The organism is Pseudoprimorskyibacter insulae, from assembly GCF_900302505.1.
Lineage (GTDB): Bacteria > Pseudomonadota > Alphaproteobacteria > Rhodobacterales > Rhodobacteraceae > Pseudoprimorskyibacter > Pseudoprimorskyibacter insulae.
This window is the reverse complement of sequence record NZ_OMOJ01000006.1, coordinates 120977-147215: the sequence shown is the minus strand read 5'-3', so window position 1 is coordinate 147215 and position 26239 is coordinate 120977. Positions and strand designations below refer to the sequence as shown.

At 58.7% G+C, this 26239-nt stretch carries 32 protein-coding genes, 1 tRNA gene and 1 pseudogene; 14 read left to right on the top strand and 20 right to left on the bottom strand.

Annotated elements, in window-relative coordinates:
- Positions 1–126 precede the first annotated feature (126 nt).
- From PRI8871_RS14485 to PRI8871_RS14475, 3 genes and pseudogenes are all read left to right on the top strand, one after another.
- On the top strand, positions 127–537 hold the full coding sequence (locus PRI8871_RS14485; RefSeq protein ID WP_181389479.1) for a PfkB family carbohydrate kinase: 411 nt from the start codon (positions 127–129) through the stop codon (positions 535–537).
- Between the two features lie 683 nt (positions 538–1220).
- Positions 1221–1451 (top strand): annotated as a pseudogene (locus tag PRI8871_RS20230) (hypothetical protein); the annotation flags it as partial.
- Between the two features lie 3 nt (positions 1452–1454).
- Positions 1455–3146 (top strand): DUF4114 domain-containing protein, encoded by a 1692-nt coding sequence (locus PRI8871_RS14475; protein ID WP_108886947.1) that lies wholly within the window; start codon positions 1455–1457, stop codon positions 3144–3146.
- 376 nt (positions 3147–3522) lie between these two features.
- Here PRI8871_RS14475 and PRI8871_RS14470 read toward each other — a convergent pair.
- The 3 genes from PRI8871_RS14470 to ychF form a co-directional block, all read right to left on the bottom strand.
- Positions 3523–3612 (bottom strand) — tRNA-Ser (locus PRI8871_RS14470).
- A gap of 113 nt (positions 3613–3725) precedes the next feature.
- On the bottom strand, positions 3726–3923 hold the full coding sequence (locus PRI8871_RS19455; protein WP_146188693.1) for a hypothetical protein: 198 nt from the start codon (positions 3921–3923) through the stop codon (positions 3726–3728).
- A gap of 233 nt (positions 3924–4156) precedes the next feature.
- Positions 4157–5254: a redox-regulated ATPase YchF gene (ychF, locus tag PRI8871_RS14465; protein WP_108886946.1), complete on the bottom strand. Its 1098-nt coding sequence runs from the start codon at positions 5252–5254 to the stop codon at positions 4157–4159.
- Between the two features lie 107 nt (positions 5255–5361).
- Here ychF and PRI8871_RS14460 point away from each other — a divergent pair, with 107 nt between their 5' ends.
- From PRI8871_RS14460 to trpA, 3 genes are read left to right on the top strand one after another with little or no spacing between them, the layout of a single operon-like run.
- A complete protein-coding gene (locus tag PRI8871_RS14460) occupies positions 5362–5784 on the top strand; it encodes a VOC family protein (RefSeq protein WP_108886945.1) in 423 nt (140 codons plus the stop codon).
- Positions 5784–6188, top strand: a complete 405-nt coding sequence (locus PRI8871_RS14455; RefSeq protein ID WP_108886944.1) for a VOC family protein — start codon at positions 5784–5786, stop codon at positions 6186–6188. Before PRI8871_RS14460 ends, PRI8871_RS14455 begins: the two co-directional genes overlap by 1 nt.
- 60 nt (positions 6189–6248) lie before the next feature.
- Complete coding sequence (trpA, locus tag PRI8871_RS14450; RefSeq protein WP_108886943.1) at positions 6249–7040, top strand: tryptophan synthase subunit alpha; 792 nt, start codon at positions 6249–6251, stop codon at positions 7038–7040.
- On the opposite strand, the gene PRI8871_RS14445 is transcribed toward trpA, so the two are convergent.
- Positions 7041–7397 (bottom strand): hypothetical protein, encoded by a 357-nt coding sequence (locus PRI8871_RS14445; protein ID WP_108886942.1) that lies wholly within the window; start codon positions 7395–7397, stop codon positions 7041–7043.
- A 142-nt stretch (positions 7398–7539) separates the two neighbouring features.
- Between PRI8871_RS14445 and PRI8871_RS14440 the strand changes: the two genes are divergently transcribed.
- Both PRI8871_RS14440 and PRI8871_RS14435 read left to right on the top strand, forming a co-directional pair.
- Positions 7540–8631 (top strand): carboxynorspermidine decarboxylase, encoded by a 1092-nt coding sequence (locus PRI8871_RS14440; protein ID WP_108886961.1) that lies wholly within the window; start codon positions 7540–7542, stop codon positions 8629–8631.
- Positions 8632–8684: 53 nt separating this feature from the next.
- Positions 8685–9929, top strand: coding sequence for a saccharopine dehydrogenase family protein (locus tag PRI8871_RS14435; protein ID WP_108886941.1), 1245 nt, complete (start codon positions 8685–8687; stop codon positions 9927–9929).
- A 68-nt stretch (positions 9930–9997) separates the two neighbouring features.
- Here the strand turns inward: PRI8871_RS14435 and PRI8871_RS14430 are convergent, their stop codons facing one another.
- Positions 9998–10765, bottom strand: a complete 768-nt coding sequence (locus PRI8871_RS14430) for a ZIP family metal transporter (RefSeq protein ID WP_108886940.1) — start codon at positions 10763–10765, stop codon at positions 9998–10000.
- 332 nt (positions 10766–11097) lie between these two features.
- Between PRI8871_RS14430 and PRI8871_RS14425 the strand changes: the two genes are divergently transcribed.
- From PRI8871_RS14425 to PRI8871_RS14410, 4 genes are all read left to right on the top strand, one after another.
- A complete protein-coding gene (locus PRI8871_RS14425) occupies positions 11098–12261 on the top strand; it encodes an alpha-hydroxy acid oxidase (RefSeq protein ID WP_108886939.1) in 1164 nt (387 codons plus the stop codon).
- 261 nt (positions 12262–12522) lie between these two features.
- The gene (locus PRI8871_RS14420; protein WP_108886938.1) at positions 12523–13149 is read left to right on the top strand and encodes a 50S ribosomal protein L25/general stress protein Ctc; all 627 of its coding nucleotides are present in this window, start codon (positions 12523–12525) and stop codon (positions 13147–13149) included.
- A gap of 108 nt (positions 13150–13257) precedes the next feature.
- Positions 13258–13944 carry an aminoacyl-tRNA hydrolase gene (pth, locus tag PRI8871_RS14415; protein WP_108886937.1) on the top strand — a complete coding sequence of 229 codons (687 nt, stop codon included), beginning with the start codon at positions 13258–13260 and terminating at the stop codon, positions 13942–13944.
- Between the two features lie 70 nt (positions 13945–14014).
- Positions 14015–14383: a DUF2237 family protein gene (locus PRI8871_RS14410; protein WP_108886936.1), complete on the top strand. Its 369-nt coding sequence runs from the start codon at positions 14015–14017 to the stop codon at positions 14381–14383.
- On the opposite strand, the gene PRI8871_RS14405 is transcribed toward PRI8871_RS14410, so the two are convergent.
- The 9 genes from PRI8871_RS14405 to PRI8871_RS19650 all read right to left on the bottom strand — a co-directional run bounded on the left by PRI8871_RS14405 (position 14380) and on the right by PRI8871_RS19650 (position 19553).
- Positions 14380–14892 carry a helix-turn-helix transcriptional regulator gene (locus tag PRI8871_RS14405; RefSeq protein WP_108886935.1) on the bottom strand — a complete coding sequence of 171 codons (513 nt, stop codon included), beginning with the start codon at positions 14890–14892 and terminating at the stop codon, positions 14380–14382. The genes PRI8871_RS14410 and PRI8871_RS14405 overlap by 4 nt on opposite strands.
- 24 nt (positions 14893–14916) lie before the next feature.
- Positions 14917–15369, bottom strand: coding sequence for a hypothetical protein (locus PRI8871_RS19655; protein WP_181389477.1), 453 nt, complete (start codon positions 15367–15369; stop codon positions 14917–14919).
- A gap of 96 nt (positions 15370–15465) precedes the next feature.
- Positions 15466–15981 carry a PepSY domain-containing protein gene (locus PRI8871_RS14395; protein WP_108886933.1) on the bottom strand — a complete coding sequence of 172 codons (516 nt, stop codon included), beginning with the start codon at positions 15979–15981 and terminating at the stop codon, positions 15466–15468.
- Between the two features lie 230 nt (positions 15982–16211).
- Positions 16212–17444, bottom strand: coding sequence for a tryptophan synthase subunit beta (gene trpB / locus PRI8871_RS14390; protein ID WP_108886932.1), 1233 nt, complete (start codon positions 17442–17444; stop codon positions 16212–16214).
- A 58-nt stretch (positions 17445–17502) separates the two neighbouring features.
- Positions 17503–17832 (bottom strand): antibiotic biosynthesis monooxygenase, encoded by a 330-nt coding sequence (locus tag PRI8871_RS14385; RefSeq protein WP_108886931.1) that lies wholly within the window; start codon positions 17830–17832, stop codon positions 17503–17505.
- Between the two features lie 17 nt (positions 17833–17849).
- Positions 17850–18494: a phosphoribosylanthranilate isomerase gene (locus PRI8871_RS14380; protein ID WP_108886930.1), complete on the bottom strand. Its 645-nt coding sequence runs from the start codon at positions 18492–18494 to the stop codon at positions 17850–17852.
- A 5-nt stretch (positions 18495–18499) separates the two neighbouring features.
- The gene (locus PRI8871_RS14375; RefSeq protein ID WP_108886929.1) at positions 18500–18850 is read right to left on the bottom strand and encodes a lipopolysaccharide assembly protein LapA domain-containing protein; all 351 of its coding nucleotides are present in this window, start codon (positions 18848–18850) and stop codon (positions 18500–18502) included.
- A gap of 3 nt (positions 18851–18853) precedes the next feature.
- Positions 18854–19135, bottom strand: coding sequence for an integration host factor subunit beta (gene ihfB / locus PRI8871_RS14370; protein WP_108886928.1), 282 nt, complete (start codon positions 19133–19135; stop codon positions 18854–18856).
- Positions 19136–19382: 247 nt separating this feature from the next.
- Positions 19383–19553 carry a hypothetical protein gene (locus PRI8871_RS19650; protein WP_181389476.1) on the bottom strand — a complete coding sequence of 57 codons (171 nt, stop codon included), beginning with the start codon at positions 19551–19553 and terminating at the stop codon, positions 19383–19385.
- Positions 19554–19678: 125 nt separating this feature from the next.
- Here PRI8871_RS19650 and PRI8871_RS19445 point away from each other — a divergent pair, with 125 nt between their 5' ends.
- Positions 19679–19888, top strand: a complete 210-nt coding sequence (locus PRI8871_RS19445) for a hypothetical protein (protein ID WP_146188692.1) — start codon at positions 19679–19681, stop codon at positions 19886–19888.
- 142 nt (positions 19889–20030) lie between these two features.
- Here the strand turns inward: PRI8871_RS19445 and rpsA are convergent, their stop codons facing one another.
- Together rpsA and PRI8871_RS14360 are read right to left on the bottom strand one after the other, a co-directional pair.
- Positions 20031–21704, bottom strand: coding sequence for a 30S ribosomal protein S1 (rpsA, locus tag PRI8871_RS14365; RefSeq protein ID WP_108886927.1), 1674 nt, complete (start codon positions 21702–21704; stop codon positions 20031–20033).
- 215 nt (positions 21705–21919) lie between these two features.
- On the bottom strand, positions 21920–22552 hold the full coding sequence (locus tag PRI8871_RS14360) for an NAD(P)H-dependent oxidoreductase (RefSeq protein ID WP_108886926.1): 633 nt from the start codon (positions 22550–22552) through the stop codon (positions 21920–21922).
- A 117-nt stretch (positions 22553–22669) separates the two neighbouring features.
- On the opposite strand from PRI8871_RS14360, the gene PRI8871_RS14355 reads away from it, so the two are divergent.
- Complete coding sequence (locus tag PRI8871_RS14355; RefSeq protein ID WP_108886925.1) at positions 22670–23041, top strand: winged helix-turn-helix transcriptional regulator; 372 nt, start codon at positions 22670–22672, stop codon at positions 23039–23041.
- Here PRI8871_RS14355 and PRI8871_RS14350 read toward each other — a convergent pair.
- From PRI8871_RS14350 to aroA, 4 genes are read right to left on the bottom strand one after another with little or no spacing between them, the layout of a single operon-like run.
- Positions 23038–23757: a hypothetical protein gene (locus PRI8871_RS14350; RefSeq protein WP_108886924.1), complete on the bottom strand. Its 720-nt coding sequence runs from the start codon at positions 23755–23757 to the stop codon at positions 23038–23040. The genes PRI8871_RS14355 and PRI8871_RS14350 overlap by 4 nt on opposite strands.
- Before the next feature lie 4 nt (positions 23758–23761).
- The gene (gene cmk, locus PRI8871_RS14345; protein WP_108886923.1) at positions 23762–24370 is read right to left on the bottom strand and encodes a (d)CMP kinase; all 609 of its coding nucleotides are present in this window, start codon (positions 24368–24370) and stop codon (positions 23762–23764) included.
- Entirely contained in the window at positions 24367–24759 is a 393-nt protein-coding gene (locus PRI8871_RS14340; RefSeq protein WP_108886922.1) for a hypothetical protein, read from the bottom strand. The genes cmk and PRI8871_RS14340 overlap by 4 nt, the downstream gene beginning before the upstream one ends.
- A gap of 57 nt (positions 24760–24816) precedes the next feature.
- Positions 24817–26163 carry a 3-phosphoshikimate 1-carboxyvinyltransferase gene (gene aroA / locus PRI8871_RS14335; protein ID WP_108886921.1) on the bottom strand — a complete coding sequence of 449 codons (1347 nt, stop codon included), beginning with the start codon at positions 26161–26163 and terminating at the stop codon, positions 24817–24819.
- Positions 26164–26239: the final 76 nt, after the last annotated feature.

Below are 26239 nucleotides of genomic sequence, written 5' to 3'. Positions count from 1 at the left end.
TGGAAAATAGGGCTTCAAACGCGCCATCTGCGCATCGCTCAACCAGAAAAGATCAGACATGTTCACCGCTCGTTTTTCGAACCGTGAATCACGCCGCTAGACGGAAATCAATGGGTCCTGACCCTAGTGGTCAACGACCATGAGATCGGCGCTTTGGCGGGCGTGGCCACAGTCCAAGACGGAACCACGGACCGAGACGCCGTCATGCGCGCTGCCAAAACCGTGCTGGATCAAGGCAGCATGGACCTTGTTACAGTGCATTTCACCCAAGGGGCCTGCATGGTCACCCGCGACGGCGGCGCATTGTTTCAGCCATCGGTCGCTGTGCCAGACAGCGCGCGCAAAGGGGCCAACGGCGCAGGCGACGCCTTTGCCGCCGGGTTTCACTATGGCCTGCACGAAGGCTGGACCGGCGCGAATTGTCTAAAACTGGGTCACGCCGCCGCCGCCGCCTGCCTCCGCGCAGCCGAGACATACACATCGGTCGGAACGGTGGCGGAATGCTTGGAACTGGCGCAAAGCTGGGGCTGGCGCTAGCAACCGCAAGGCTTGAACGTGTTTGGGGCAAGCGAATCCTTGTGGGTCTTACGGCACGTTTTCACCGTAGGGGGCGATCAGATCACTATTGGAACCAATGATCGGTGAAACGGGGATTGCGCTGAGATTCAAGCGTAATTTCAGCCAAAAGTTGAAATAGCATAGTTACGCAGGCGAAAAAACGAAAAACATCAATAAACAGCCAATGGAAGCGCTAACACTAAGACGGCGATCAGAGCGATCCAAGACGCGATTAACAGATTTCTGGAAACAACAGTTTTCACGTTAGCGCCAGAATCCTTCCCCAACCAATCAATCCAACTTTCCATTCACGAAGAATGCCATGAGACTTTTAATGACTCAAAGTGAATCAATTCGCGCTGAACCATTTCCCACATCATGTCACCCAAACCAAACGGCACTGGTAGCCACGGCACGATTAAAATCGTCAAACTTCTGATAATAAACGATTTAATCTACATCCTTCACCCGCCCCCCTGGGGAAACTTTGCCACTTTTCCCCTTTTTATCAATTCCAAACCATTTCCGACAACTTCGCACCACCCTCAAATATCAACCCGAAACATGGCCAGAAATCGCTTTTCGATGGCCAAAACGGATTTCACCAATTTACACACATATCGAATTCGCGAATTGGCCGTTCTTAAGATAGAAGTCCGAAAATTTCAAAGGCACATAGGTGGATTCTGTGGCATCCCGCCACCCCCCTTAGGAATTACTGCCCATCTACCTTTGTCACCTTCGACACCACGACCACCACGACCACTGCGACCGCAAATGACGACAAGATCTCTGGCACTTCTGGCAATGACCTGATCTATGCAGGCGCCGGCAGTGACACTGTTTCCGGTTCAAATGGACAAGACCACCTGATCGGTGACGCGTCTGACGACATCGTGTTTCAGACCGATCTGCTAACGATCGCGCAAACCGGTGCGATGAAAGTTACCTTCGACTTTGAAGAGGCAGGCTTCCGCAACACGATCGGCGTTTACAAAGTCGACGCCGCAGGCAATTTCACCCAGACCGAAGTGATGTGGGAAAACGCGTCTCTCAAAGGATCCGGTGGCGATCTGGTCGGCGGTGTGTCGTCCTTTGAATACCAAGTACAGGCTGGCGACAAGGTCGGCTTCTTCCTGATTGCCAACGGCTTTGGCCAAAACAACTTTTCGACCCTGACCGAAGGCACGTACAGCTTTGTCGATGCAAAAGGGAAACCTGCGACCATCAACTCGACCGGCAGCCGCTTGGTCCACACCGCTGACAACGGCAAGGTGACCCTGCTCAATGGTCAGATCTATCACACCGCCGCATTCGGCGACCGCACCAAGCTGAACGCCGATGGCCTCACGCACACCCTTGGCTACAAACAGAACGACAATGGCTCGTTCCAGATCGGCTTTGAAGATCTGTGGCAAGGTGGTGACAAAGACTATGACGACGCCGTGTTCACTGTTTCCGTTGATGCCGCCAGCATCGAAGTGCTGAAGGAACACTTCGCAACCACGCTGCAGCCGGCCACTACGGGCATGTACATCAATACGGCGTCCTACATGGCCACCGCGGCTGGCGATGATCGTCTGTCGGGCAACCTTGGCGCAGACACGCTGGAAGGCATGCAGGGCAACGACCTGCTGGCAGGCGGCGGCGCAGGTGCAGAATGGCGCATGGTCGGCGGAAAATGGGTCTATGACCCCTCCAAACTGTCCACGGATGGCCAAGGCATCGTGTTTGACGAAAGCGACGATGTGATTGATGGCGGATCGGGCGACGATGTATTGCTTGGCGGTCGCGGCAACGACCTTCTGTCGGGCGGCGCGGGCAAGGACACCATCAACGCAGGGCGCGGCGATGACGTGGCTTCAGGCGGCGATGACAATGACGTCATCAACCTCGAAGACGGCAACGACTATGCCTCGGGCGGCAACGGCAATGACACCATCAACGGTGGCCTTGGCGAAGACGTCATGTTCGGCGGCGACGGCAATGACGCGCTGCGCGGCGGCGAAGACAACGATCAGCTGTATGGCGATGCAGGCAATGATGAACTGCATGGCGCACAGGGCAACGACCTGCTGAGCGGTGGCGAAGGCAATGACAAGCTGTTCGGCGGCGTTGGCGCTGACACCTTGTTGGGCGGTGATGGCAATGACACCCTAGACGGCGGTACCGAAGCCGATGTGCTGGAAGGCGGCGCAGGCGATGACTTCCTTCAGGGTGGGGCCGACAACGACAGCCTGTCCGGTGGCGACGGTGTCGATAAAATCGTCGGCGGCAAAGGCAGCGATACGATCTCTGGTGGCGCAGGCGCAGACCAGCTCTGGGGCGGCGAATGGTCCAAAGACGGATCGGCCGATACCTTCGTCTTCGAACAGGGTTGCGGCCGTGACATGATCCACGACTTCGAAGCCGGCATTGACATGATTGACTTGTCCGCCTTTGGCTTTGACCAGTCAGACCTTGCCAGCGCGATCACGGACCGCGGCTGGTGCCTGGAAATCGACCTGGGCAGTGACGACACGAATGACTCGATCGTGATCAAGTCGCTGTCCCTGGCCAACGTGACAGACAGCACGTTCATCCTGTAACTTCAAAGCGCTCGGCACCTCATACCGGGTGCCGACCGCACTTTGCCCAATATGGCATCGTAAGCATTTGTTTTAAAACGACATACAGACACTGGCCGCAACATGCCGTGAAAACGCCTGATAAACTTGGCGACCCAAACCCTTCAGACTGCACGTTCAAATGGAGCGAAACTGAGGGCAGGTCTGACAGCAGGCAAAGTAGCCCAAATCAATCACCAAAGGCAGCGAAACCGCCTAGGCAACCGTATCTTCGTGAGAAACGCAAAGACGCGAACAGGCTCCTGCCCGCACCCCGCTCAACAACAACCCCGCACCACAGCACAGGCCCCGCACCCGATGCCTGGGCGCGCTATTTGTCATCCAATGTGCCGTGAAATGGCGGAGACGAAGGGATTCGAACCCTCGAGACGGTTTCCCGCCTACTCCCTTAGCAGGGGAGCGCCTTCGACCACTCGGCCACGTCTCCGTCGACCGGTCTATCCACTTGAGCCAGCAGGAACAAGAGCAATAGCGAAAAAAATCTTGCCTATGTTAGGTTGGCCCGACGACATCAAACTATGTGCCGTCGGGCTCTGTGACTTAACGCTTCTGGCGGCGTGTTTTCGACAGCGTCAACCGTCGCCATTCGCGCAGCAGTGGTGCCAAACCCGAAGTCTGAAAACCACCTCCTGGCACCGTAACCGTACCGCCGATCAAAACGCCGACCAATACGAGGACGAACACCAGACACATTGCCAAAGCGAGCAGCCAAGGCGAAAGAGAAAGAAGAACGTGCATTGCGTCTCCAATCATTTCTATTTGGGTTTTGGTGTTAGATTTCAGTTGGCCAAACAGGCCGGGCGCGCGCGCTCCGCGCACCCATCGCCGGAAGAGCTGCGAGCCTTTGGTTTCTGCTCAGTACGCGGGATCTAATCGCCGCGCAGACTCGCCATTCTTGCTTACTGTTTGTCTGCCATCGGCACACGGCCATAACATGACAGTTGCGTAACCGTTTTACGACAGCTCGCAGGTCACGTATTGAACAAGAAGTGCATCACGTCGCCGTCTTGCACGATATAGCCCTTGCCCTCGGCGCGCATTTTGCCGGCTTCTTTTGCGCCTTGTTCACCGTTCAGGGTGACGTAATCATTGTAGGCGATGGTTTCGGCGCGGATGAAGCCGCGTTCGAAATCGCCGTGGATTACGCCAGCGGCCTGCGGGGCGCCGGTACCTTTGCGGATGGTCCAGGCGCGGGCCTCTTTCGGGCCGACGGTGAAATAGGTTTCCAGCTTCAGCAATTCGTAACCCGCGCGGATCAGACGGTCGAGGCCGGCCTCCTCAAGACCCATTTCGCCAAGAAACATTTCGGCCTCTTCGGCGTCAAGCTGGCTGATCTCTTCCTCGATGCGGGCCGAGATGATGACATGGCTGTTGCCCTGCTCGGCGGCCATTTTGGCCACGGCATCGGAATGGGCGTTGCCATTCGCGGCCTCTTCTTCCGAGACGTTGCAGACATAGAGAACCGGCTTGGTGGTCAGCAGTTGCAGCATCTTCCAGGCTTTGGCGTCTTCGGCATCAACCTGAACAGTGCGCGCAGGCTGGCCGGATTCCAACGCGGCTTTGGCGGCTTCCATCAGGCGCTGCTGCTGCACGGCTTCTTTGTCGCCGCCACGGACCTTGCGCACGATGTTCTGTAGGCGCTTATCGATGCTTTCCAAATCGGCCAGCATCAGTTCTGTTTCAATCGTGTCGGCATCTTCGACCGGGTTCACGCGGCCTTCGACGTGGGTCACGTCGCCATCTTCGAAACAGCGCAGCACATGGGCAATCGCGTCGACCTCGCGGATGTTGGCCAGAAACTGGTTGCCCAGCCCTTCGCCTTTGGAGGCGCCTTTCACAAGACCCGCGATATCGACAAAGGTCATGCGCGTCGGGATGATCTGCTTGGACCCGGCAATCGCGGCCAGTTTATCAAGGCGTTCATCAGGCACGGCCACGTCACCGACGTTCGGTTCAATGGTACAGAACGGAAAGTTGGCAGCCTGCGCAGCGGCGGTTTTCGTCAGCGCGTTGAACAGGGTCGATTTGCCCACGTTCGGCAGACCGACAATACCCATCTTAAAGCCCATGATGCACCTTTTTCTCAGATCACCCGCGCCTTCTAGGCAGAACTTGTGGCTGCTGCAACAGGCTCCTGTGATAGGCTGCGACGGAATCGCGCGATGGGAGACATTAGATGCAACCGATTCCGTACATTTTCTTTAATGGCACCTGTGGGGAGGCGTTCCGGTTCTACGCTGATGTATTTGGCGCCCCTGCCCCGGAATTTATGACCGCCAAGGACATGCCCGAGGAATCGCGCGCCTATATGAAAGGTGTGCCAGATCACGCGGTGATGCATGTCGGGCTTCAGGTCGGCAGCGGCTGGATTTATGGCAGCGACAGCTTTGGTGAAGATACCGCAGGCATGGCGGGCTGTAATGTGCATGTGTCTTTCCCGACCGTGGACGAGGCGCACAAAGCCTTTGCCGCGATTTCCGAGGGCGGTGAAGTGCGCATGCCAATTGGCCCGACCTTCTGGGCCCCAGCCTTTGGTGCCTGTTCTGACAAATACGGTGTGCGCTGGATGATCGCCGCCGATCCGCAGGAGCAAGCCTGATGGCCACGCACCCGTACCTTCACTTTCGCGGGCAATGCACCGAGGCGATGACCTATTACGCCTCGGTCTTTGATGGCACCGACCTGCAAATGCTGCCCTATAGCCAGATGCCCGGAGGCGATGCGCGCGAAGGCTCGGACGACCGGATCATGCATGCGCAGATGACCATCGGCGACGGCGTATTGATGGCCAGCGATTTCGCCCCCGGCACCGAAGGCGATCCACAAAAGGCCGTGTCTGTGATGCAGGTCGCCCCCGATGGCGAGACGGCAAAGCGTTGGTTCGACCGGCTGGAAGAGGGCAGCGATATCATCTTCCCCTTTGGTCCCACGTTCTTTTCGCCGTCATTTGCGATGCTGCGCGACAAATTCGGCACCCATTGGATCATTTCTGCGCAAGCCTAGGGCTTGCTCTTGGCGACGTGATCGGGCACTTCCTTGACCAAACCCAAGGGAGTGCCAGCTATGACCCGTATCGACGCCAAATTCGCTGATCTGAAAGCCCAAGGCAAAAAAGCCTTCGTGGCCTATGTCATGGCGGGCGATCCCGATTTCGACACCTCGCTTGAGGTGGTCAAGGGTCTTCCGGGTGCGGGTGTGGATGTGATCGAACTGGGCCTGCCCTTCACCGATCCGATGGCAGATGGCCCCGCGATTCAGCTGGCCGGTCAGCGCGCGCTGGAAGCCGGCATGACGCTGGACCGCACGTTGGAAATGGCACGTGAATTCCGCAAGGGCGACAACACCACGCCGATCGTGATGATGGGCTATTACAACCCGATCTATTCGCGCGGCGTCGATCTGTTTCTTGAGCAGGCCAAAGAGGCGGGCATTGACGGGCTCATCATCGTGGACCTGCCCCCCGAAGAAGACGACGAGCTGTGCATCCCGGCACAAAAGGCTGGCCTGAACTTCATCCGCCTGGCGACCCCTACGACCGATGACAAGCGCCTGCCGAAGGTTCTGCAAAACACTTCGGGATTTGTGTACTACGTCTCGATCACTGGCATCACCGGCGCGGCGCAGGCCCAAGCCACCGACGTCGCCCCCGAAGTGGCCCGGATCAAAGCAAAAACCGAACTGCCCGTGATCGTCGGCTTTGGCGTGAGAACGCCTGAGATCGCGCAAAACATCGCCAGCGTGGCCGACGGCTGTGTTGTTGGGTCGGCCATCGTGGCCGAGCTCGCCTCGGGCAAGCCGGTGTCCGAGGTTCTGGCCTTCGTCAAATCACTGGCCGACGGCGCGCACCGCGCCTGATTACGCGCCCCTGCGGCTGGCCCACAGGGCCAGCGCTCCGGTCGGCCCCAAAAGAACCCACTGCGGCAACACCATCAGCCCCGAAACGCCGCTCTGCCACAGGGCGGCGACGACAAACACGCCTGCGAAAGCCAGCCAGAGCCAGCCGAACGCCTTTGCGGCCTCTCCGCCTCGCCAGAATACAAAGGCCGAGGCCAGCAGGAACACCGACACGAAATGCCAACAAGCGTGCAACGTGCCCACCACATCGGGCGGCAGGTCCGAGCGCAAAGTGGGCAGCATCACATCCATCGTTCCAACGGCAATGTGAACAAGCGCTGTAAATGCGGCCAATCCGCCAGAAATCTTTTGCATCATCTGGTAATTCCTTCGCAAACCAATGCCTGTGACCTAGCCTACAACCGGGGGAAGAACACTCTTGTTCTTGCCTGATGCGGCCAAAGGCCCTAAGTGCACCCCCCTATGCAGCCCTTCCTTTGAATGCAGGGGAATTGAGATGATCCAGACGCCCTACTACCTGATCGACAAGTCGCGCCTTCTGCCCAACATGGAAAAGATCGCTTGGCTGCGCGAAAACTCGGGCGCCAAGGCGCTGCTGGCGCTCAAGTGCTTTGCGACGTGGTCGGTGTTCGACATGATGAGCGAGTATATGGACGGCACGACCTCCTCCTCGCTGTTTGAGGTCAAGCTGGGCCGCGACAAGTTTCCGGGCGAAACCCATGCCTATTCGGTGGCGTGGTCGGATCATGAAATTGAGGAGGTGATCGCCAACTCGGACAAGATCATCTTCAACACGGCTGCACAGCTTCAGCGGTTCGAGGCGCAAAGCGCCAGCCACGTGCGCGGCCTACGCGTGAACCCCGGCGTATCCACCAGCGGGTTCGATCTGGCCGACCCGGCCCGCCCCTTTTCGCGCCTAGGCGAACACACCCCCGAGGCGATTGAGCCGGTGGCCGATCTGATTTCGGGCTTTATGTTCCACAACAACTGCGAAAACGCCGATTTCGACCGGTTCGACGCCATGCTGACCCAGATCGAATCCCGCTTTGGCAGTCTGATCAAGCGCATGAGTTGGATCAGCCTTGGCGGCGGCATCCATTTCACCGGCGAAGGTTATCCGCTGGACAAGCTGGCCGAACGCCTAAAGCGGTTTGCCGGTGAAAACGAAGTGCAGGTCTATCTGGAGCCGGGCGAAGCCGCGATCACCAAATCGACCACGCTGGAAGTCACCGTTCTGGACACGCTGCACAACGGCAAGAACCTGGCCATCGTCGATAGCAGCATCGAAGCGCATATGCTGGATCTGCTGATCTACCGCGAAAGCGCCAAGATGGACCAATCGGGCGATCACGAATGGATGGTTTGCGGCAAATCCTGCCTTGCAGGCGATATCTTTGGCGAATTTCGCTTCCCTGCCCCGCTGAAGGCGGGCGACCGTCTGTCCATTCAGGACGCGGCGGGCTATACAATGGTCAAGAAAAACTGGTTCAACGGCGTTAAAATGCCCGCCATCGCCATCCGCGACATGGACGGCACCGAACGTCTGGTCCGGGATTTCACCTACGAGGATTTCACGGCAGCCTTGTCGTGAATTTGTCGCCTTCGGGCATCAAAATGGGCAACCACCCTAGGAGGTCTCTTGAGTTGAAAAAGAACGTACTCATCATCGGCGCTGGCGGCGTCGCTCAGGTCGTGGCGCATAAATGTGCGCAGAACAACGATGTGCTTGGCGAAATTCATATCGCCAGCCGGACGGTTTCGAAATGCGAAGCTATCCTTGAGTCGGTCCGCAAAAAGGGCGCGATGAAACAGGAGGGCGTTCTTGCAGCCCATGCGCTGGATGCGACCAAATCCGCCGATGTGGCCGATCTGATCCGCAAAACCGGCGCTGAGATCGTGATCAACGTCGGCACGGCCTTCGTGAACATGCATGTGCTGGACGGCTGTATCGAAACCGGTGCCGCCTATATCGACACCGCCATCCATGAAGAGCCCGACAAGATCTGCGAAACCCCGCCGTGGTACGCCAACTACGAATGGAAAAAGCGCGACCTTTGCGCCGAAAAAGGCGTGACCGCGATCTTGGGCGCGGGCTTTGATCCGGGTGTGGTGAATGCCTATGCCCGCTTTGCCATCGACATGATGGATGAGGTCAAATCCATCGACATCGTTGATATCAACGCGGGCAATCACGGCAAGTATTTCGCCACCAATTTCGACCCCGAGATCAACTTTCGCGAATTCACCGGCGTCGTCTACTATTGGGAAGACCAGCAGTGGAAGGAAACGACCATGTTTGCCTCGGGCCATGTCTGGGATCTGCCGGTGGTTGGCCCGTCGCAGGCTTATCAATCGGGCCATGACGAGGTGCACTCTCTGGCGACGAACTACCCGCAAGCGGACGTGCGGTTTTGGATGGGCTTTGGCGATCACTATATCAACGTGTTCACCGTGCTGAAAAACATCGGCCTGCTGTCCGAACAGCCCGTGACCACCGCCGAAGGCCTGGAAGTGGTGCCGCTGAAAGTGGTCAAGGCCTGCCTGCCCGACCCGGCCTCGCTGGCCCCAAACTACACCGGCAAAACCTGCATCGGCGATCTGGTGAAGGGCGTGAAAGACGGCAAAGAGATCGAGGTCTTTGTCTATAACGTCGCCGATCACAAAGAAGCCTATGAAGAGGTCGGCAGCCAAGGCATCTCCTACACCGCGGGCGTGCCGCCCGTGGCTGCGGCCATGCTTGTTGCATCGGGCGAATGGGACGCGAAGACGATGAAAAACGTCGAAGAGCTGGACCCCAAACCGTTCTTCAGCATCCTGGACCGCATCGGCCTGCCCACCCGCAAACGCATCGGCGGGCTGCACGGCGAAGACACCGCCTGGGACGCCTAAGCACCTGAAATTCAAATGCGAAAGGCCCGCCAATCCGGCGGGCCTTTTAGTTTCGTATCATACCAAATTCAGGCGAAAATCACGTCCAGAAGCATCATCAGGATCAAGCCGATCAACAAGCCGGTGGTGGCACGGTTCTGATGGCCGTGGCGGTGCGTCTCGGGGATAATCTCATGGCTGATGATATAGAGCATCGCGCCGGCTGCGAAGGTCAGGCCAACCGGCAGGACGTAGGACGACACTGTCACAGCAGCCACGCCAATCAACCCACCGATGGGTTCGACCAGCCCGGTCATCAGCGCAATGCCAACGGACTTGCCTTTGCTAAACCCCTGCCCTCGCAGCGCAAGTGCCACGGCAAGGCCTTCGGGGGCGTTTTGCAGCCCAATCCCGGTGGCCAATGACATGCCGTTCGCCACGTCACCGCCGCCAAAGCCAATGCCAACGGCCATTCCTTCGGGGAAGTTGTGGATCGTGATCGCCAGAATGAACAGCCATAGCTTCGACAAGGCACCGGGATCCGCGCCTTCAGGCCCGGTGATGAAATGTTCATGCGGGATATTGGCGTTCATCCACGCAACGGCCCCGGCCCCGAGCGCAATGCCGAACCCAGCCAACAGCGCCGCTGCCACTGTGCCGCCGTAGATCGTTTCACCATAGTCGATGCCCGGCAGGATCAGCGAAAAGAACGAGGCCGAGATCATGACGCCCGCGGCAAAGCCCAGCATCGTGTCATTCGTGCGCCGGGACACGGTTTTGCCCAACAAGACAGGCAGAGCGCCGACGCCGGTCATCGCCCCTGCGGCAAGGCTGGCCGCTGCACCTACGAGTATCATAGGATCATCCCATTTACACGTTTTCGAAGTGAGTTCGTCATTGAAAGTCCTTTCACAGAATTGACGGTCGTACCGAATTACCGGAACTGGGCCGGCACCCAACTTGGCGCAGACGCTAACACCGCAGGTGCAGCATGGAAAGTATCCACAGGCAGAAAGCCCCTGCTGCCACAAATGCGGTGTGATCTGAGCCATACTTCCCGTCAGTTGCCGGAATTTCGCCTGCGAGCCGCGACATTAATCACTTTCCGCCGCCTCGGCGGTGCCCTCGGCATTGCACAAAACCCGCAACATTGGTAAGCAAACCTAACCAAAAGCGAGGGATTGTGCCCATGGCCGTCATTACCAACATTGAAGACCTCAAACGCATTTATAAACGTCGCGCGCCCAAGATGTTCTATGACTACTGTGAAAGCGGTAGCTGGACGGAACAGACCTTCCGCGAGAACACCTCGGACTTTGAAAAGATCTATCTGCGCCAGCGTGTGGCCGTCGATATGTCGGGCCGGTCGACCAAGACCCAGATGGTGGGTCAGGATGTGGCGATGCCGGTGGCTCTGGCCCCGGTTGGATCCACCGGGATGCAATGCGCCGATGGTGAAATCAAAGCCGCCCGCGCGGCAGAAGCTTTTGGCGTGCCCTTTACGCTGTCGACCATGTCGATCAACTCGATCGAAGACGTGGCCGAAGCGACAACCAAGCCGTTCTGGTTTCAGCTTTACACCATGCGCGATACGGACTTCACCTCACGACTGATCCAGCGCGCGAAGGATGCCAAATGTTCGGCGCTGGTGATCACGCTGGACCTGCAATTGCTGGGTCAGCGCCATATGGACCTGAAGAACGGCCTGTCCGCCCCGCCCAAGCCGACGCTGCCGGTGATTATGGACCTGTCGACCAAATGGCGTTGGTGCATGGGGATGGCCGGGGCAAAACGCCGCCACTTCGGCAATATCGTCGGCCATGTAAAGGGTGTTTCCGACTTGTCGGATCTGGGCGCCTGGACCGCCGAACAGTTTGACCTGACGCTCGACTGGGACAAGGTCGCCAAGCTGATGGAGCAATGGGACGGTCCGGTGATCCTGAAAGGGATCAACGATGTGGAAGACGCCAAGATGGCGGTGAAGCTGGGGGCGGACGCGATTGTCGTGTCGAACCACGGCGGACGCCAGCTTGATGGCTCGCTCAGTTCGATCCGCATGCTGCCGAAGATCTTGGACGCCGTGGGCAGCGATATCGAGGTGCATCTGGATAGCGGCATTCGGTCGGGTCAGGATGTGCTGAAAGCGGTGGCGATGGGGGCCAAGGGCACCTTTATTGGCCGCGCATTTATCTATGGCCTTGGCGCGATGGGCCAGGAAGGCGTCAGCCATGCGCTGCGCGTGATCCACACCGAGCTGGACAAGAGCATGGCGCTGTGTGGACGGACCAATATCGAGAGCTTGGACCGCGACATGTTGCTGATCCCCAAGGACTTCCACGGCGATTGGGTTTAAGCGTGATCTGATCGTGCGCTGACGCGCACAGGATATCTTCGGGCGCACCTTGCGGTGCGCCCGAACCTGTTTGGGGCGCTGCCCCGGACGCGCTGCGCGCGCCCTCCCCGGGATATTTCGGGTCAGAAAATGACAATTGCGGTGGTCTAGAGGGGAAATCGCGCATTGTTGCTTGCACCGAGGGGGATTCTGCTTTACCGCGCGAACTTCATGCGGGGTGGCAGCCTTGGAGGCACCCCGAAGCTATTATGGAGAGATAAAATGGCTGGTGAGATTCCTGATCTTGTATGCCAGGAACGCGCGGGGACAGGCAAGGGCGCCGCTCGCGCTGCTCGTCGTTCGAGCATGGTTCCTGGTGTGGTTTTCGGTGGCGACAAAGAACCGCTCGCAATCGAGATCCCGTTCAACGTTCTGCTGAAGCGCCTGAAGCAAGGCCGCTTTAAGTCGACCCTGTTCAACCTGCAGGTTGAAGGGCATGAGGACGTGCGCGTGATCTGCCGCGATGTTCAGCGTGACGTCGTGAAAGACCTGCCGATCCACTTCGACCTGATGCGCCTGCGCCGCACCACGCGCGTGAAGCTGTACATCCCGGTTGAGTTCCTCAACGAGGAAGAAGCCCCCGGCATCAAGCGCGGCGGCATGCTGACCGTTGTGCGCCCGGAAGTCGAACTGGAAGTGACCGCGGCTGATATCCCCGAAAAGATCACCGTTGATCTGGCCGGTCTGGCCATTGGCGACATCGTGCACATCAATGATGTGACGCTGCCGGCCGGTGCAAAGCCTGCCATCGACCGTAACTTCGTGATCGCCAACATCTCGGCCCCGGCGGGTCTGGGGTCGTCGGATGACGAAGACGAAGCGGAAGAAGCAGAAGGCGGCGAAGAGTAATCTTTGCACCTTTGACGGAATTGACGGCCTCGCCCTTTGGGCGGGGCCGTTTTCGTTGCGGGGCAGCCGATTGCCGCGTATCAGGGGCGCAATCAGGCGGAGAGGCACATGAAACTTCTGGTAGGACTTGGAAATCCCGGCGGCAAATATGCGCGAAACCGGCACAATATCGGGTTCATGGCGCTGGATCAGATCGCTTTGGATCATGGGTTCGGGCCGTGGAAATCCAAGTTTCAGGGGCAGATCGCTGAAGGCCGTCTGGGCGGTGACAAGGCACTGTTGCTGAAGCCCGAAACCTTTATGAACCTGTCTGGCCAATCCGTTGGAGAAACGATGCGGTTCTACAAGCTGACGCCCGCCGATGTGGTTGTCTTCCATGATGAGCTGGATCTGGCGCCGGGACGGCTCAAGGTGAAATCGGGCGGCGGTCATGCCGGGCACAATGGGTTGAGGTCGATCCATGCGCATATCGGCGAAGCCTATGACCGCGTGCGCATGGGGATCGGTCATCCGGGGCGCAAGGAACTGGTGGCGGCCTATGTGCTGCATGATTTCGCCAAGGCCGATGAGGCGTGGCTGGATGATGTGCTGCGCGGTGTGTCCGATGGTGCGGCGGCGCTGGCCGATGGCGATGCGGCCCGGTTCATGAACGCGGTCGCCCTGCGGGTGAAACCGCCGCGATCGTCTGGCGGAAAGGCCCCGGCGGCAAAGCCCGCCAAAGCGGCCCCTGAGGAGGCACCCGCCGCAGAGGACACCCGCAGCCCGATGCAAAAGCTGGTCGATAGGTTCAAATGAGCCACCATAGCGCGGCCTTGGAAAACATGTCATGCTGAGGTCAGTCGCCAAAGCCGCAGGATGAGGAACCATGACACCAGAGGCTTCGATCAATGTTCTGGGCGGGGCTTTGGCCCCCTGCTCGACCAAGCCATTGACGGGCTATTTCCGCGATGGGCACTGCAACACCTGCACGCAGGACAGCGGCAGCCATACGGTCTGTGCGGTGATGACGGCCGAGTTTCTGGCCTATTCCAAATATGTCGGCAATGATCTGAGCACCCCGCGCCCTGAGTTCGGCTTTGCCGGGCTGAAGCCGGGTGACAGCTGGTGCCTATGTGCCGCGCGGTTCTTGCAGGCCCATGATGAAGGCTGCGCGCCGCAGGTGCATCTGGAGGCGACGCATCGCCGGGCGCTGGACATCGTGCCGCTGCGCATCTTGGAACAGTATAAGGCCTAGGCCACGTCTTGTAGCGCATCCCGCAAGGGGCGGCCCTCAATCAATTCATCTATGAACAGGCTGAGCAGTTGCGGGCGGCCCGTCACGCCGGCTTTGCGATAGATTGCGTTGGTCTGCGCTTTGACCGTGCCTTCGGATGTTTTGCGCAAGGTCGCGATATCTGCGGTAGACAGGCCCTTGATGGCAAACAGGGCAACATCGCGTTCCGCGGGGGTCAGCGACCAAGCGTCGAAATGTTGGTTCAGCACGTCCATGAACGCGCCCGAGGCCAGTTTCAGCGACTGTTCCGCCGCTGCCTGACGCCGCAGAGACCGGCGCAGCAGGATGCCCGACACGACCGCGCCCAGCACCAGCCCGATTGCCGCGCCAATCTCGATCAGTTCCGACACATGCCACGGGATCGGGGCGGCCGGGGTGCCAATGAAGGATGACAAAGTGCGCCAGACAAACACCAGCGCACATAGGATCTGAAACACCAATAGGGCGGCGAATGTCAGGCGGAGTTTCATGCCGCGCTCCGATGATCTTGGGCCCTAGTCATCGCGATCGTCCCGATCATCGCGGTCGTCTTTGTCGTCTTCCGCTTTGTCATCGTCAGAACGGTCACTGCCGGACCTATCATCGTCTGGCTTGTCGTCATCCGATCTATCGCGATCCCGGCCTGAACTGTCAGACCCACGGCCCGATGACGAAGACCCGCTGCGATCATCGTCCAAACGGCGATCATCGTGCTCATCGTCATCATCGTCGTCCAAGTAGTCGCGCAGCACTTCGCCCGAACGCGGGTTCACCACCACTTCGCGCGTTTGGCCCGGTTTGCTGGCCTCAATCCGCAGGCGGCCCAGCCACGTGCGTTCAACCTCAATATGGGTAAACCCTTGGCGGCGAAGCTGTTTGATCCATTCGGCTTGCACATCTTTGGCCAAAGCCGCCCCGCCGGTGGCAAGCAGCAGGCATATTGCTGTCCAGATCAAACGTCGTAGCATTCTGTCACCCAAATGAGGAAACGGCGTGCAAGACCAAGCCGTGCACGCCTTCCGACCATAGCAAATCGGTCAAACCTTCACCAGTACGAGGCCGGATCAGTGGCCGTGACGGCCGCCACGATCATCATCACGCTCGCCGTGACCGCGGCCCCGGTGATCATCATCATCGTCATCGTCATCGTCGACGCTGTCATCAGACGAGCTATCGTCGGAGCTATCATCTGAACTGCTGTCGTCAGACGAACTGTCATCGGCGCTATCATCGCTGCTGTCATCCTCGGCATCATCGTCGTCATGGCGATGGCGGCCATTGTGCGCGCCGCGTTCAACAACGGCACTTTGTGCCTCTGCCGCGTCACGCAGATCGTCGGCATCAGCAGCCTCCGTCTCGGACGAGATCAGCTCTCCGCTGACTTCATCATAGACCAGTTCGGTCTTTTCAGTGCCGCGTAGCGCTTCGAACTTTACGGTGCCGCGACGGGTGCGCACTTCGATATAGGTGTAGCCCTGCGCTTGCAGGTCAGCGATGACATCGTCTGTGAGGGTCTCGGCTTGCGCCACACCTCCGAGCGACAGGGCAGCGAGGGTCGAAATCAACAGGGCAGGTTTCATGGGGACAGTCCTCCTCTAACTTATGAAACAACCGAAGATGGGGTACGGTTACAGAGTCGGACCGTTGTGATCCCGACCCTCGCCATCTGGATGCCTGCTGCGGTGGGATCTGTCGATAAACTGAGGGCAAAGGCCGCTAAACTTGGGTTTATGGCCGCTCAAGCGATTGAAACAAAAGAAAAAGCCCGACCAAATGGCCGGGCCTTCGAATTTCGCGATAGAACGACGGTTTAGACCAAGCCGCCCATATCCACCCCAAGATGACGCGCGACGGTAAAGATGTCTTTGTCACCACGGCCACACATGTTCATGCAGATGATGTGATCTTTCGGCAATTCCGGCGCGATCTTCATCACATGGCCCAATGCGTGGCTGGGTTCCAGCGCGGGGATGATGCCTTCGGTCTTGCAGCACAGCTGGAACGCCTCCAGCGCCTCCTTATCTGTGATCGAGACATATTCCGCGCGGCCAATGTCGTGCAGCCAGGAATGTTCTGGCCCGATGCCCGGATAATCAAGACCCGCCGAAATCGAATGGCCTTCGAGGATCTGGCCATCATCATCTTGCAGCAGATAGGTGCGGTTGCCATGCAGAACACCCGGACGGCCACCCGTCAGCGAGGCGCAATGCTCCATCTTCTCATCCACACCTTTGCCGCCGGCCTCAACACCGATGATGCGCACGGATTTGTCGTCAAGGAACGGATAGAACAGTCCCATCGCGTTGGACCCGCCGCCAATGGCCGCGATGATCGTATCGGGCAGACGGCCCTCGGCCTCTTGCATCTGGGCCTTGGCCTCTTTGCCGATGATCTGCTGGAAATCGCGAACCATCGCAGGGTACGGGTGCGGGCCAGCCACTGTGCCAATGCAGTAGAACGTATCGCGCACGTTGGTCACCCAGTCGCGCAGCGCGTCGTTCATCGCGTCTTTCAGCGTGCCACGACCCGAGGTCACGGGCACCACTTCGGCGCCCAGAAGCTTCATGCGGAACACGTTGGGGGCCTGACGTTCGACGTCATGCGCACCCATATAGACCACGCATTGCAGACCGAACTTGGCGCAAACGGTGGCGGTGGCCACGCCGTGCTGCCCTGCCCCGGTTTCCGCGATGATCCGGGTCTTGCCCATGCGACGCGCCAGAATGATTTGGCCCAGCACGTTGTTGATCTTATGCGCGCCGGTGTGGTTCAGCTCATCGCGCTTCATGTAGACCTTGGCGCCGCCCAGATGGTCGGTCAGACGCTCGGCAAAATACAGCGGCGACGGACGGCCCACATAATGCTTCCACAGAAAGTCCATTTCGGCCCAGAAGGTCTCATCGGTCTTTGCGTGTTCGTATTGCTCTTCCAGCTCAAGGATCAACGGCATCAAGGTTTCGGACACGAAACGCCCACCAAAATCACCAAAACGGCCCTTTTCATCGGGGCCTTTCATAAAGCTGTTGAATAGATCGTTCATCAGATGCTCCCTGCGCGATGCCTTCCCTTAGCGCAACCAAGAGGCACGGTAAAGCAGGCGGTCATCCCCACTTGGCCTTCCAATGCGCCACGGCCTCGCCTCTGGTTGGTGCGGTGTCGCCTGTGATGATGGTGTTGTTGGCCGAAAGGAACAGATCGGCATCTTGTCGCATGAACCGCGCATGCACGTCGGTTGTGGCATACCGCTTCATCACCGCCGGATCAGACCAAACCGAAACGGCAAAGAACAACCGGCCCTCGCGGAACAGATCCACCGAAACGCAGCCTTCGGTGGCCAGCGCCGCCTTGCGCGCCTGAAACGCCCGTAGAAAGAACCGGGGCAGATGCCGCAATGATTTGACCTTCACACCACCGATGGACGTCCAAACCATTGCGCTCCTATCCCGCCCTACCGGAGGTTTTGCATAAATTTCTGAATTAAAGTCGCGTCCTTGATCCCCGGCGCAGATTCCACGCCCGAGGATAGATCGACCTGCCGCGCCCCGGTCAGGGCAACCGCCTCGGCCACGTTGTCAGGCGTCAGCCCGCCTGCCAGCATCCAAGGCCGGGTCCAGTATTTGCGGCCCGACAACAGTCGCCAGTCGAAGGAAATCCCGTTGCCGCCGGGCAGGTTGGATTTGGTTGGCGGCTTGGCGTCGATCAGTAATTGATCGGCCACGTCTGAATAGATGTCGATTTTGTCCAGATCTTCAGCGTCCGCGATCCCGATGGCCTTCATCACCGGCAAACCATAGCGCGCCTTGATCTCGGCCACGCGTTCCGGGCTTTCAGAGCCGTGAAGCTGCAACATATCCAGCGGCACGGCGTCAGTGATCGCCTCAAGCAAGGCGTCATCGGCATCTACCGTCAGCGCCACCTTGGCCAGCCCGATAGGGGCCTCAACCGCCAAGGCCCGCGCCTGATCGATCGACACATTGCGCGGGGACTTGGGAAAGAACACCAGACCGGCATAAACCGCCCCAGCATCTGCCACGGCGGTCATGTCTTCGGGGCGGGTGATCCCGCAGATTTTCACACGAATGCGGGGCTGCATCGGCCTCAGCGGGCCTCATCCAGCAGGGCAAGCACTTCGTCCTTGCCTTCGTCGCGCTGGCCTTTGACGCGGCGCAGTTCACGCTCCAGCTTTTTGACTTCGCCCTGATTGCGCGATGCTGCGGCACGGTGCTTGTATTCGCGCAGATATTCCCAGACGAAGCCAAGCAGAAGGCCAAAGACGATGCCGCCGAAGATCACGACGAACAAAGGCAGGGTCAGACTGTGCTGAAGTTGCAGCAGGTTCGACAGACCTGACGGCAACAGTGTGAGTGTCACCTCCTGGCGGTTGGCCAGAGCAACAGACACCAAAAGAATGGCCAGAGCGGCCAGAAAGGCATAACGAATGTAGCGCATCGATTACTTTCCGTTCAGTCGATCGCGCAGCAGCTTCCCGGTCTTGAAGAAAGGCACGTGCTTTTCTTCGACTTCGACGGACTCGCCGGTGCGCGGGTTTCGTCCTACCCTCGCATCCCGTTGCTTGACAGAAAACGCGCCAAAGCCGCGCAGTTCAACACGATCTCCACGCGCCATGGCTTCGATGATTTCTTCGAAAATCGTATTTACGATTCTTTCGACATCACGCTGGTAGAGGTGCGGGTTCTCATCGGCGATCTTTTGAATCAGTTCCGATCGGATCATGTGTATCTGTCTCCCCAGGCGATTGGTTCTAACCAATTCTAATCTGTCTTTGGACTATAGAAGTATCTGGCCAACCGTTAAACATATTCTCGTTACTTCAGAACGAATTTGCGGGTGTTTGGGCCGATTTCCCCCATGTTTTGCATGGCTTGCCCCCACCGATCGTCCTGACATGCACTAAATCCGAGCGCAGCCCCCAGAGCAAGCCTCGTTTGATTCGCTCGCAAAGATAGTTTGCCTCCTGCGGCTACTTGGGCAGTTTCAGCGCAAATACGGGCCAAAGGCAGACGGCTGAAAACGTCCAGACCAGTGCTTCTTTCATCAACAGGTAGCCTGCGGCGAATCCAAAAGAAGTGACCGCCAGGACCACCAAGGAAACGAATGCGACGAAAGTTGACCAACTTGACTTACTCTTCATAGCAGATCCTCCTTGGAATGAGGCTGCCATGCAAAAGTTGGTCCTAAGTTTGCGACAGGTCAAAATTAGTGAACTTTGTTAACCCAAAAAGCACGTGGCACAGATGCGTTTTGCCCGCAGAACAGATGTTTCTGGCCGTGCTTTCTAGTGATCCAATCGCCTATCTGGCAACTTTAAGTGCAAATGCGGGCCACAGGCTGACTGCTGAAATCGCCCAGACCAATGCCTCAGACAGAAGCAAACTTCCAACGGCAAATCCGAATGACACCAAAGCTAAAATCGCGGCTGCAACGACGGCGATAAAAGTTGTGAGTCTCGTTAAGCCATTCATGTGACACCTCTTTTTCCAGAAGGTTGTCACACCAACGATAGGTCCGACTTTGCTTTGGATCAAATTTCTTAAAGTTCGACAAACAAAAAAGCACTCCGACCTTCGCCGGAGTGCCCAATTTTTAAGCATTACCGATCAAGAATAGATCAGTTGTCGCCCTTCAGCGCTGCGCCAAGGATGTCGCCCAGCGATGCGCCCGATGCGGACGAACCGTACTGTTCAACCGCTTCTTTTTCTTCAGCGATTTCACGTGCCTTGATCGACAGGCCCAGACGGCGCGACTTGTTGTCGATGTTGGTGACGCGAACGTCGACCTTATCGCCAACCGAGAAACGCTCGGGGCGCTGTTCGGCGCGGTCACGCGACAGATCCGAACGACGGATGAACGACTTGGCGCCTTCGTATTCCACTTCGATGCCGCCGTCTTCGATGGCGGTCACTTCGACGGTTACGATCGAGCCACGCTTCACGCCGCCAGTCGCTTCGGCGAACTTGTCGCCACCCAGCGCTTTGATCGACAGCGAAATACGCTCTTTCTCGACGTCAACTTCCGAAACCACGGCTTTGACGATGTCGCCCTTGCGGTAGTTCTGGATGGCGTCTTCGCCACGCTCTTCCCACGACAGGTCGGACAGGTGAACCATGCCGTCGATGTCGCCCGGCAGGCCAATGAACAGACCGAATTCGGTGATGTTCTTGACTTCGCCTTCGACCTCGGTGCCCTCGGGGTGAGTTTCCGAGAAAACTTCCCACGGGTTGCGCATGGTCTGCTTGAGGCCCAGCGAAACGCGACGCTTGGCGCCGTCGATTTCCAGAACCATGACGTCCACTTCCTGCGAGGTCGAAACGATCTTGCCGGGGTGTACGTTTTTCTTGGTCCAGGACATTTCGGACACGTGAACCAGACCTTCGACACCCGGCTCCAGCTCGACGAATGCGCCGTAGTCGGTGATGTTGGTCACGCGGCCCTGGTGCACCGAGCTCAGCGGGAACTTGGCAGCAACCAGATCCCACGGATCGTCCTGCAGCTGCTTCATGCCCAGCGAAATGCGGTGGGTTTCTTTGTTGATCTTGATGACCTGGACCTTCACGGTCTCGCCGATCGTCAGGATCTCGGACGGGTGGTTCACACGGCGCCATGCCATGTCGGTGACGTGCAGCAGGCCGTCAACGCCGCCCAGATCAACGAACGCACCGTATTCGGTGATGTTCTTGACCACACCTTCAACAGCCTGGCCTTCGGTCAGGTTGGCGATGACTTCGGCACGCTGTTCGGCACGCGATTCTTCGAGGATTGCACGACGCGACACAACGATGTTGCCACGACGACGGTCCATCTTGAGGATCTGGAACGGCTGCTTCAGACCCATCAGCGGGCCAGCGTCACGCACGGGGCGCACGTCAACTTGGCTGCCGGGCAGGAAGGCAACAGCGCCACCCAGATCGACGGTGAAGCCACCTTTGACACGGCCAAAGATCGCGCCTTCGACGCGTGCGTCGTCTGCGTATGCTTTTTCCAGGCGGTCCCAGGCTTCTTCGCGGCGGGCCATCTCACGCGAGATGACGGCTTCGCCACGGGCGTTTTCTGCGGCGCGCAGGTACACTTCAACGTCGTCGCCTACGGCAACTTTCGGTGCTTCACCCGGCTCTGCGAATTCTTTCAGATCAACGCGGCCTTCCATTTTGTAGCCTACGTCGATGATGGCCTGACCGGCCTCGATGGCAATTACCTTGCCTTTGACAACCGAACCCTCTTCGGGGGTGTCCATTTCGAAGCTTTCCTGAAGGAGGGCTTCAAATTCTTCCATTGCATTAGCCATGTGGCATTACATCCTTTACATCGGTTTTATCTGGCCGAGCGGTTGTCTCCGCCGGTCTTTGGGTTGGTCGTATCAAACGCAAAACAAAGAGGGCCGGTTGGTCCGACCCTTGCTCGATCTCTTTGGAATGCGGTGTTTTCACCTTGTCGACGCGCGCTCATTAGCCAAAATTGGCCAAAAGGGCAAGGACGGAATCCGCCCCTGCCCTGCGCGGCTTACTTTACGTCCGTGACGATCTGGTCGCGCGATTTGCGCACTTTCGGCAGCGGTGCCAGCCAATCCTTGGCCTCATCACGGTAGCCGATGGTCAGAATGACCACAGTTTTCAGGCCCTTCGCCCCAAGGCCCAGAATCTCGTCAAACTTAGCAGGATCCAGACCTTCCATCGGGGTCGCGTCCACGCCTTCCTCGGCAGCGGCCATCAGGGCGAAACCCAGCGCAATATAGGCCTGACGGGCAGCATGTTCGAAATTGGTGCGGGCATCGCGCGGCAGGTACATGCCCTTGAGTCGATCATAATAAGCGGTCAACGCCTCAGTCACGCCGCCACGCACTTCGCCGGTCAGGTTGACGAAGTCGTCAATGCGGGCGTCGGTGTAGTTGTCCCAAGCGGCGAACACCAGAACGGCGGTGCCATCAACCAATTGCTGCTGGCCAAAAGCGGCCTCAGACAGCTCGGCACGCACCTCGGGGTTGGTCACCAGAACCATTTCAAACGGCTGAAGCCCAGACGAGGTGGGCGCCTTGCGCGCAGCCTCGATGATGCGTTCAATTTTCTCGGACGGTACGACCCGGTTCGCGTCCATTGCCTTGGTTGCGTAGCGCCATTCGAGCTTTTCGTAGAACATTTTCAAACCCTTCTACAGTTTGATTGGTATTAATTTGTAACTGGGTATATATTTGTGACTAATCAGCCTCCGCAAGAAGGCACAAATTTGTTACCCAGTATCAAAAAGGGAACCGCCATGAAGGACATCGGACATTGCACCACCAGCTGCGACCGCATCAAAGATGTGCTGGCGCGGATCGGTGACAAATGGAGCCTGCTGGTGATCATCGCCCTGAAAGGCACGGGCGTAATGCGGTTCAACGAATTGAAGCGGCATTTGGGCGTGTCTCAGCGGATGCTGTCCATCACCCTGCGGGAATTAGAACGTGACGGCTTGGTCACCCGCACCGCCTATCCCACCGTGCCACCAACGGTCGAATATCAACTGACCACGCTTGGGGAATCGTTCGGCATGGCCGTGCGAACACTTAGCCAATGGGCCATAGATAATCTGGACGAAATCGACACAGCCCGCGCCGACTATGACGCGGCACAGCAAAACGCCTAAACAGCGGCGCGCTTTAGCGCCAATGCCCCGAGGCCAAGAATCGCGCCCGCGCCAATACAGATCACCGTCAAAGCCGCCGACAGTCCCGACAATCCATAGGCCACGAAAACCAACAGCCCGGCCCCTCCGCCCACGCCGACAAGAATCGCCGCTCCGATGGTTGAGGCCCAAGGCCGCCTGCGCCACGGCAGCCCCGGCACCAGAACCAAGCAAGCCGAGGCAAGCGTCGAAAAGCACAAGATGAACGCCACAACCTGCGTGATCTGCGCGACTTCGGCGGCCAGAATGGCGGCAAAGCCCGGCTGATCGGCGGCGCGGGCGAACCCGAATGCAGGGGCCGCGTCTTGCCTTGCCGGATCATAGGTCCAGCGGGCCGCAAGCGCCTCTTTCGAGGTTCCGGTCATCAAGGGGCCGTCAAATGCGCTGTCTTCTTCCCAGACAAACACGGCCTTCGCATCAGCATCATAAACCGCGCAGTCCGGGCCCAGCATGGGATAGCTTAGCAGCCCGACCTGCAAATATCCCAGCAACCGCCCCTCAGGCGAAAGGATCACCGCCGCCTTGGGATCAGGTCCGAACAGGCCATCGCCCAGCAGAAACGCCATGTGCCGATCACCGTCGATCTGGCAATCAAACGGGTCGGACAAATAGGGCGAGTTCGCAAGCGCCGCAGAAGGGGCCAACAAAGCCAGCCAAACCAGCAGCGCCCGCAGCACGCCTTTAGCCTCGCTTGGCGTCGACGGCCTGAATGGCCGCGGCCACCGCCTCGTCAATCGTCATGGTCGAGGTATCGACCAGCACCGCGTCATCGGCGGGTTTCAATGGGGCATCGGCGCGGTTCATGTCGCGTTCGTCCCGCGCCCGCACATCGGCCAGAACCGTATCGAATTCGGTGGCCGCGCCCTGCTCCGTCAGCTCTTTGAACCGGCGCTGTGCACGCACTTCGGCGCTGGCGGTCACGAACAGTTTCGCTTCGGCCTCGGGGCAGATCACGGTGCCGATGTCGCGCCCATCCAGAACCGCGCCCCCGGCACGGCGGGCAAAGACCCGCTGAAAATCCAACAAGGCGGCCCGAACTTCCGGGATCACAGCAACCTTCGACGCCGCCTGCGCGACTTCGGCGGTGCGCAAGCCCTCGACTTCAAGATCCTCAGGCCTCAAGGCACGCGCGGCGTCGATCGGATCGACACCGCCCAGCATTTTCAACCCGACCGCGCGATAAAGAAGCCCGGTGTCCAAATGGGGGACATTGAAATGTGCGGCCACGGCCTTGGAAATGGTGCCCTTACCCGCAGCGGCAGGCCCGTCGATAGCGATGGTAAAGCTCATGCCCGTTTATACACCTGATAAATCTGCACCGCGCCCGAAGGCAGGTTGTTTTCCATAAAGACACTGAGCAACTGCCCATCCGGCGACACCCGCCGCCGCGCATAGGCCATACGCCGATCACCGGCAAAGGCCGAACTGTCCAGCGTTGCGTCATCCACCGCTTGCACCGACACATGGGTCAGACCGGGGATATGCGTCTCCTCTGCCTCGCCATTCGCGGGGGCCGAGAAATCAGACCGCACCGGCTGGCCGTCCTTTTCAGATTGGATGACAAAGACAAACCGGCCATCGATCATCCCGATCTCATACCGGCCCGCATCTGGCGGGTGGCCTTTGCTATAGTGGCAAAGCTCGGGGATCAGCACCCATGTGCCGATGCAATTGCTCATGTCAGCCTCCTGTCATTGGCCCATGCTACCCACGCGGGCGGCGCAGGCCAACCGCAATCAGCTGCGTTCGACCCGTGCACCAAGCGCGCCCATCAGCGGCTCAAAAATTGGGAAAGACGTGGCAATCGGGCTGCCGTCATCCACGCTGACCGGCGCTTCGCTGCCCATGCCCATCACCATGAACGACATGGCAATGCGGTGGTCCAGATGGCTTTGAACCATCGCGCCGCCCGGCACTTTGCCATGGCCGCAGCCATAGACCGTCCACCAATCTTCGCCCTCGTCCACGGCCACGCCATTGGCACGCAGGCCCGTGGCCATCGCATCAATTCGGTCCGATTCCTTGACGCGCAGTTCCTTGACACCGGGCATATGCGTCTTGCCCTCGGCATAGGCCGCGACAACCGACAGAACCGGATATTCGTCGATCATGCTGGCCGCGCGTTCGGCAGGCACTTCGATGCCCTTAAGGTTCGGGCTGAATTTAGCACGCAGATCGGCGACCGGCTCGCCGCCCTCTTCGCGCATATTCTCAAAGGTCAGATCCGCGCCCATCTCTTGCAGGGTAAAGAACAGTCCCGCGCGGGTCGGGTTCAGACCGATGTTCGGCACCAACACGTCCGACCCTTCGGTGATCAGCGCCGCACAGACCGGGAATGCCGCCGAGGACGGATCGCGCGGCACAACGATGTGCTGCGGCTTCAGCTCGGGCTGGCCTTGCAGCGTAATAACCCGGCCTTCGTCTGTGACTTCGGTGGTGATATTGGCGCCAAAGCCCGTCAGCATCCGTTCGGTATGGTCGCGCGTGGCCTCTTTTTCGATCACGACAGATTCGCCGGGCGCATTCAGCGCCGCCAGCAGAACCGCCGATTTCACCTGCGCCGACGGCACCGGCACGACAAAGCGCACAGGCTTCGGCTCGGCCGCACCAACGATGGTCATCGGAAGGCGACCGCCAGACCGGCCAACCGATTGCGTGCCAAACAAGGCCAAAGGATCGGTCACGCGGGCCATGGGCCGTTTGTTCAGGCTGGCATCGCCCGTGAAGGTCGCGGTGATCGGCGTGGTGGCCATCGCACCCATGATCAGGCGCACACCGGTGCCGGAATTGCCGCAGTCAATCACATTGTCCGGCTCGGCAAAGCCGCCAACGCCCACCCCCTGCACCGACCATTTGCCGCCACCATGATCCGTCACAGTCGCGCCAAAGGCCCGCATCGCCTTGGCGGTATCAAGAACGTCCTCGCCTTCCAGCAGACCTTCGATCCGGGTTTCGCCAATGGCCATGGCCCCAAGGATCAAGGACCGGTGCGAAATGGATTTGTCCCCCGGCACATGGGCCTCACCCGTCAGGGGGCCACATTTGTACGAGGTCATCGGGATGGGCGTGCCATGTGCGGACATGTGAACCTTCCTGTCTTAGCGTTGGCTGCGTCTTAGCAAGCCCACGCAGGCAGGTACATCCCCTTTTGGCAGCGCA

Bases quoted from the DNA above. Each gene is read 5' to 3' on its own strand.
- PRI8871_RS14405 (WP_108886935.1), bottom strand. From the start codon at position 14,892: ATGAAACTCCGCCTGACATTCGCCGCCCTATTGGTGTTTCAGATCCTA.
- PRI8871_RS14340 (WP_108886922.1), bottom strand. From the start codon at position 24,759: ATGAGCAATTGCATCGGCACATGGGTGCTGATCCCCGAGCTTTGCCAC.
- rpsA (WP_108886927.1), bottom strand. From the start codon at position 21,704: ATGGCTAATGCAATGGAAGAATTTGAAGCCCTCCTTCAGGAAAGCTTC.
- ihfB (WP_108886928.1), bottom strand. From the start codon at position 19,135: ATGATCCGATCGGAACTGATTCAAAAGATCGCCGATGAGAACCCGCAC.
- PRI8871_RS14395 (WP_108886933.1), bottom strand. From the start codon at position 15,981: ATGAAACCTGCCCTGTTGATTTCGACCCTCGCTGCCCTGTCGCTCGGA.
- PRI8871_RS14425 (WP_108886939.1), top strand. From the start codon at position 11,098: ATGGCCGTCATTACCAACATTGAAGACCTCAAACGCATTTATAAACGT.
- PRI8871_RS19650 (WP_181389476.1), bottom strand. From the start codon at position 19,553: ATGAAGAGTAAGTCAAGTTGGTCAACTTTCGTCGCATTCGTTTCCTTG.
- PRI8871_RS19655 (WP_181389477.1), bottom strand. From the start codon at position 15,369: ATGCTACGACGTTTGATCTGGACAGCAATATGCCTGCTGCTTGCCACC.
- aroA (WP_108886921.1), bottom strand. From the start codon at position 26,163: ATGTCCGCACATGGCACGCCCATCCCGATGACCTCGTACAAATGTGGC.
- PRI8871_RS14420 (WP_108886938.1), top strand. From the start codon at position 12,523: ATGGCTGGTGAGATTCCTGATCTTGTATGCCAGGAACGCGCGGGGACA.
- PRI8871_RS19455 (WP_146188693.1), bottom strand. From the start codon at position 3,923: ATGCACGTTCTTCTTTCTCTTTCGCCTTGGCTGCTCGCTTTGGCAATG.
- trpA (WP_108886943.1), top strand. From the start codon at position 6,249: ATGACCCGTATCGACGCCAAATTCGCTGATCTGAAAGCCCAAGGCAAA.
- PRI8871_RS14410 (WP_108886936.1), top strand. From the start codon at position 14,015: ATGACACCAGAGGCTTCGATCAATGTTCTGGGCGGGGCTTTGGCCCCC.
- ychF (WP_108886946.1), bottom strand. From the start codon at position 5,254: ATGGGCTTTAAGATGGGTATTGTCGGTCTGCCGAACGTGGGCAAATCG.
- PRI8871_RS14375 (WP_108886929.1), bottom strand. From the start codon at position 18,850: ATGCGCTACATTCGTTATGCCTTTCTGGCCGCTCTGGCCATTCTTTTG.
- PRI8871_RS14430 (WP_108886940.1), bottom strand. From the start codon at position 10,765: ATGATACTCGTAGGTGCAGCGGCCAGCCTTGCCGCAGGGGCGATGACC.
- PRI8871_RS14360 (WP_108886926.1), bottom strand. From the start codon at position 22,552: ATGTTCTACGAAAAGCTCGAATGGCGCTACGCAACCAAGGCAATGGAC.
- PRI8871_RS14355 (WP_108886925.1), top strand. From the start codon at position 22,670: ATGAAGGACATCGGACATTGCACCACCAGCTGCGACCGCATCAAAGAT.
- PRI8871_RS14380 (WP_108886930.1), bottom strand. From the start codon at position 18,494: ATGCAGCCCCGCATTCGTGTGAAAATCTGCGGGATCACCCGCCCCGAA.
- PRI8871_RS14445 (WP_108886942.1), bottom strand. From the start codon at position 7,397: ATGATGCAAAAGATTTCTGGCGGATTGGCCGCATTTACAGCGCTTGTT.
- pth (WP_108886937.1), top strand. From the start codon at position 13,258: ATGAAACTTCTGGTAGGACTTGGAAATCCCGGCGGCAAATATGCGCGA.
- PRI8871_RS14385 (WP_108886931.1), bottom strand. From the start codon at position 17,832: ATGGTTTGGACGTCCATCGGTGGTGTGAAGGTCAAATCATTGCGGCAT.
- cmk (WP_108886923.1), bottom strand. From the start codon at position 24,370: ATGAGCTTTACCATCGCTATCGACGGGCCTGCCGCTGCGGGTAAGGGC.
- PRI8871_RS19445 (WP_146188692.1), top strand. From the start codon at position 19,679: ATGTTTCTGGCCGTGCTTTCTAGTGATCCAATCGCCTATCTGGCAACT.
- PRI8871_RS14455 (WP_108886944.1), top strand. From the start codon at position 5,784: ATGGCCACGCACCCGTACCTTCACTTTCGCGGGCAATGCACCGAGGCG.
- PRI8871_RS14460 (WP_108886945.1), top strand. From the start codon at position 5,362: ATGCAACCGATTCCGTACATTTTCTTTAATGGCACCTGTGGGGAGGCG.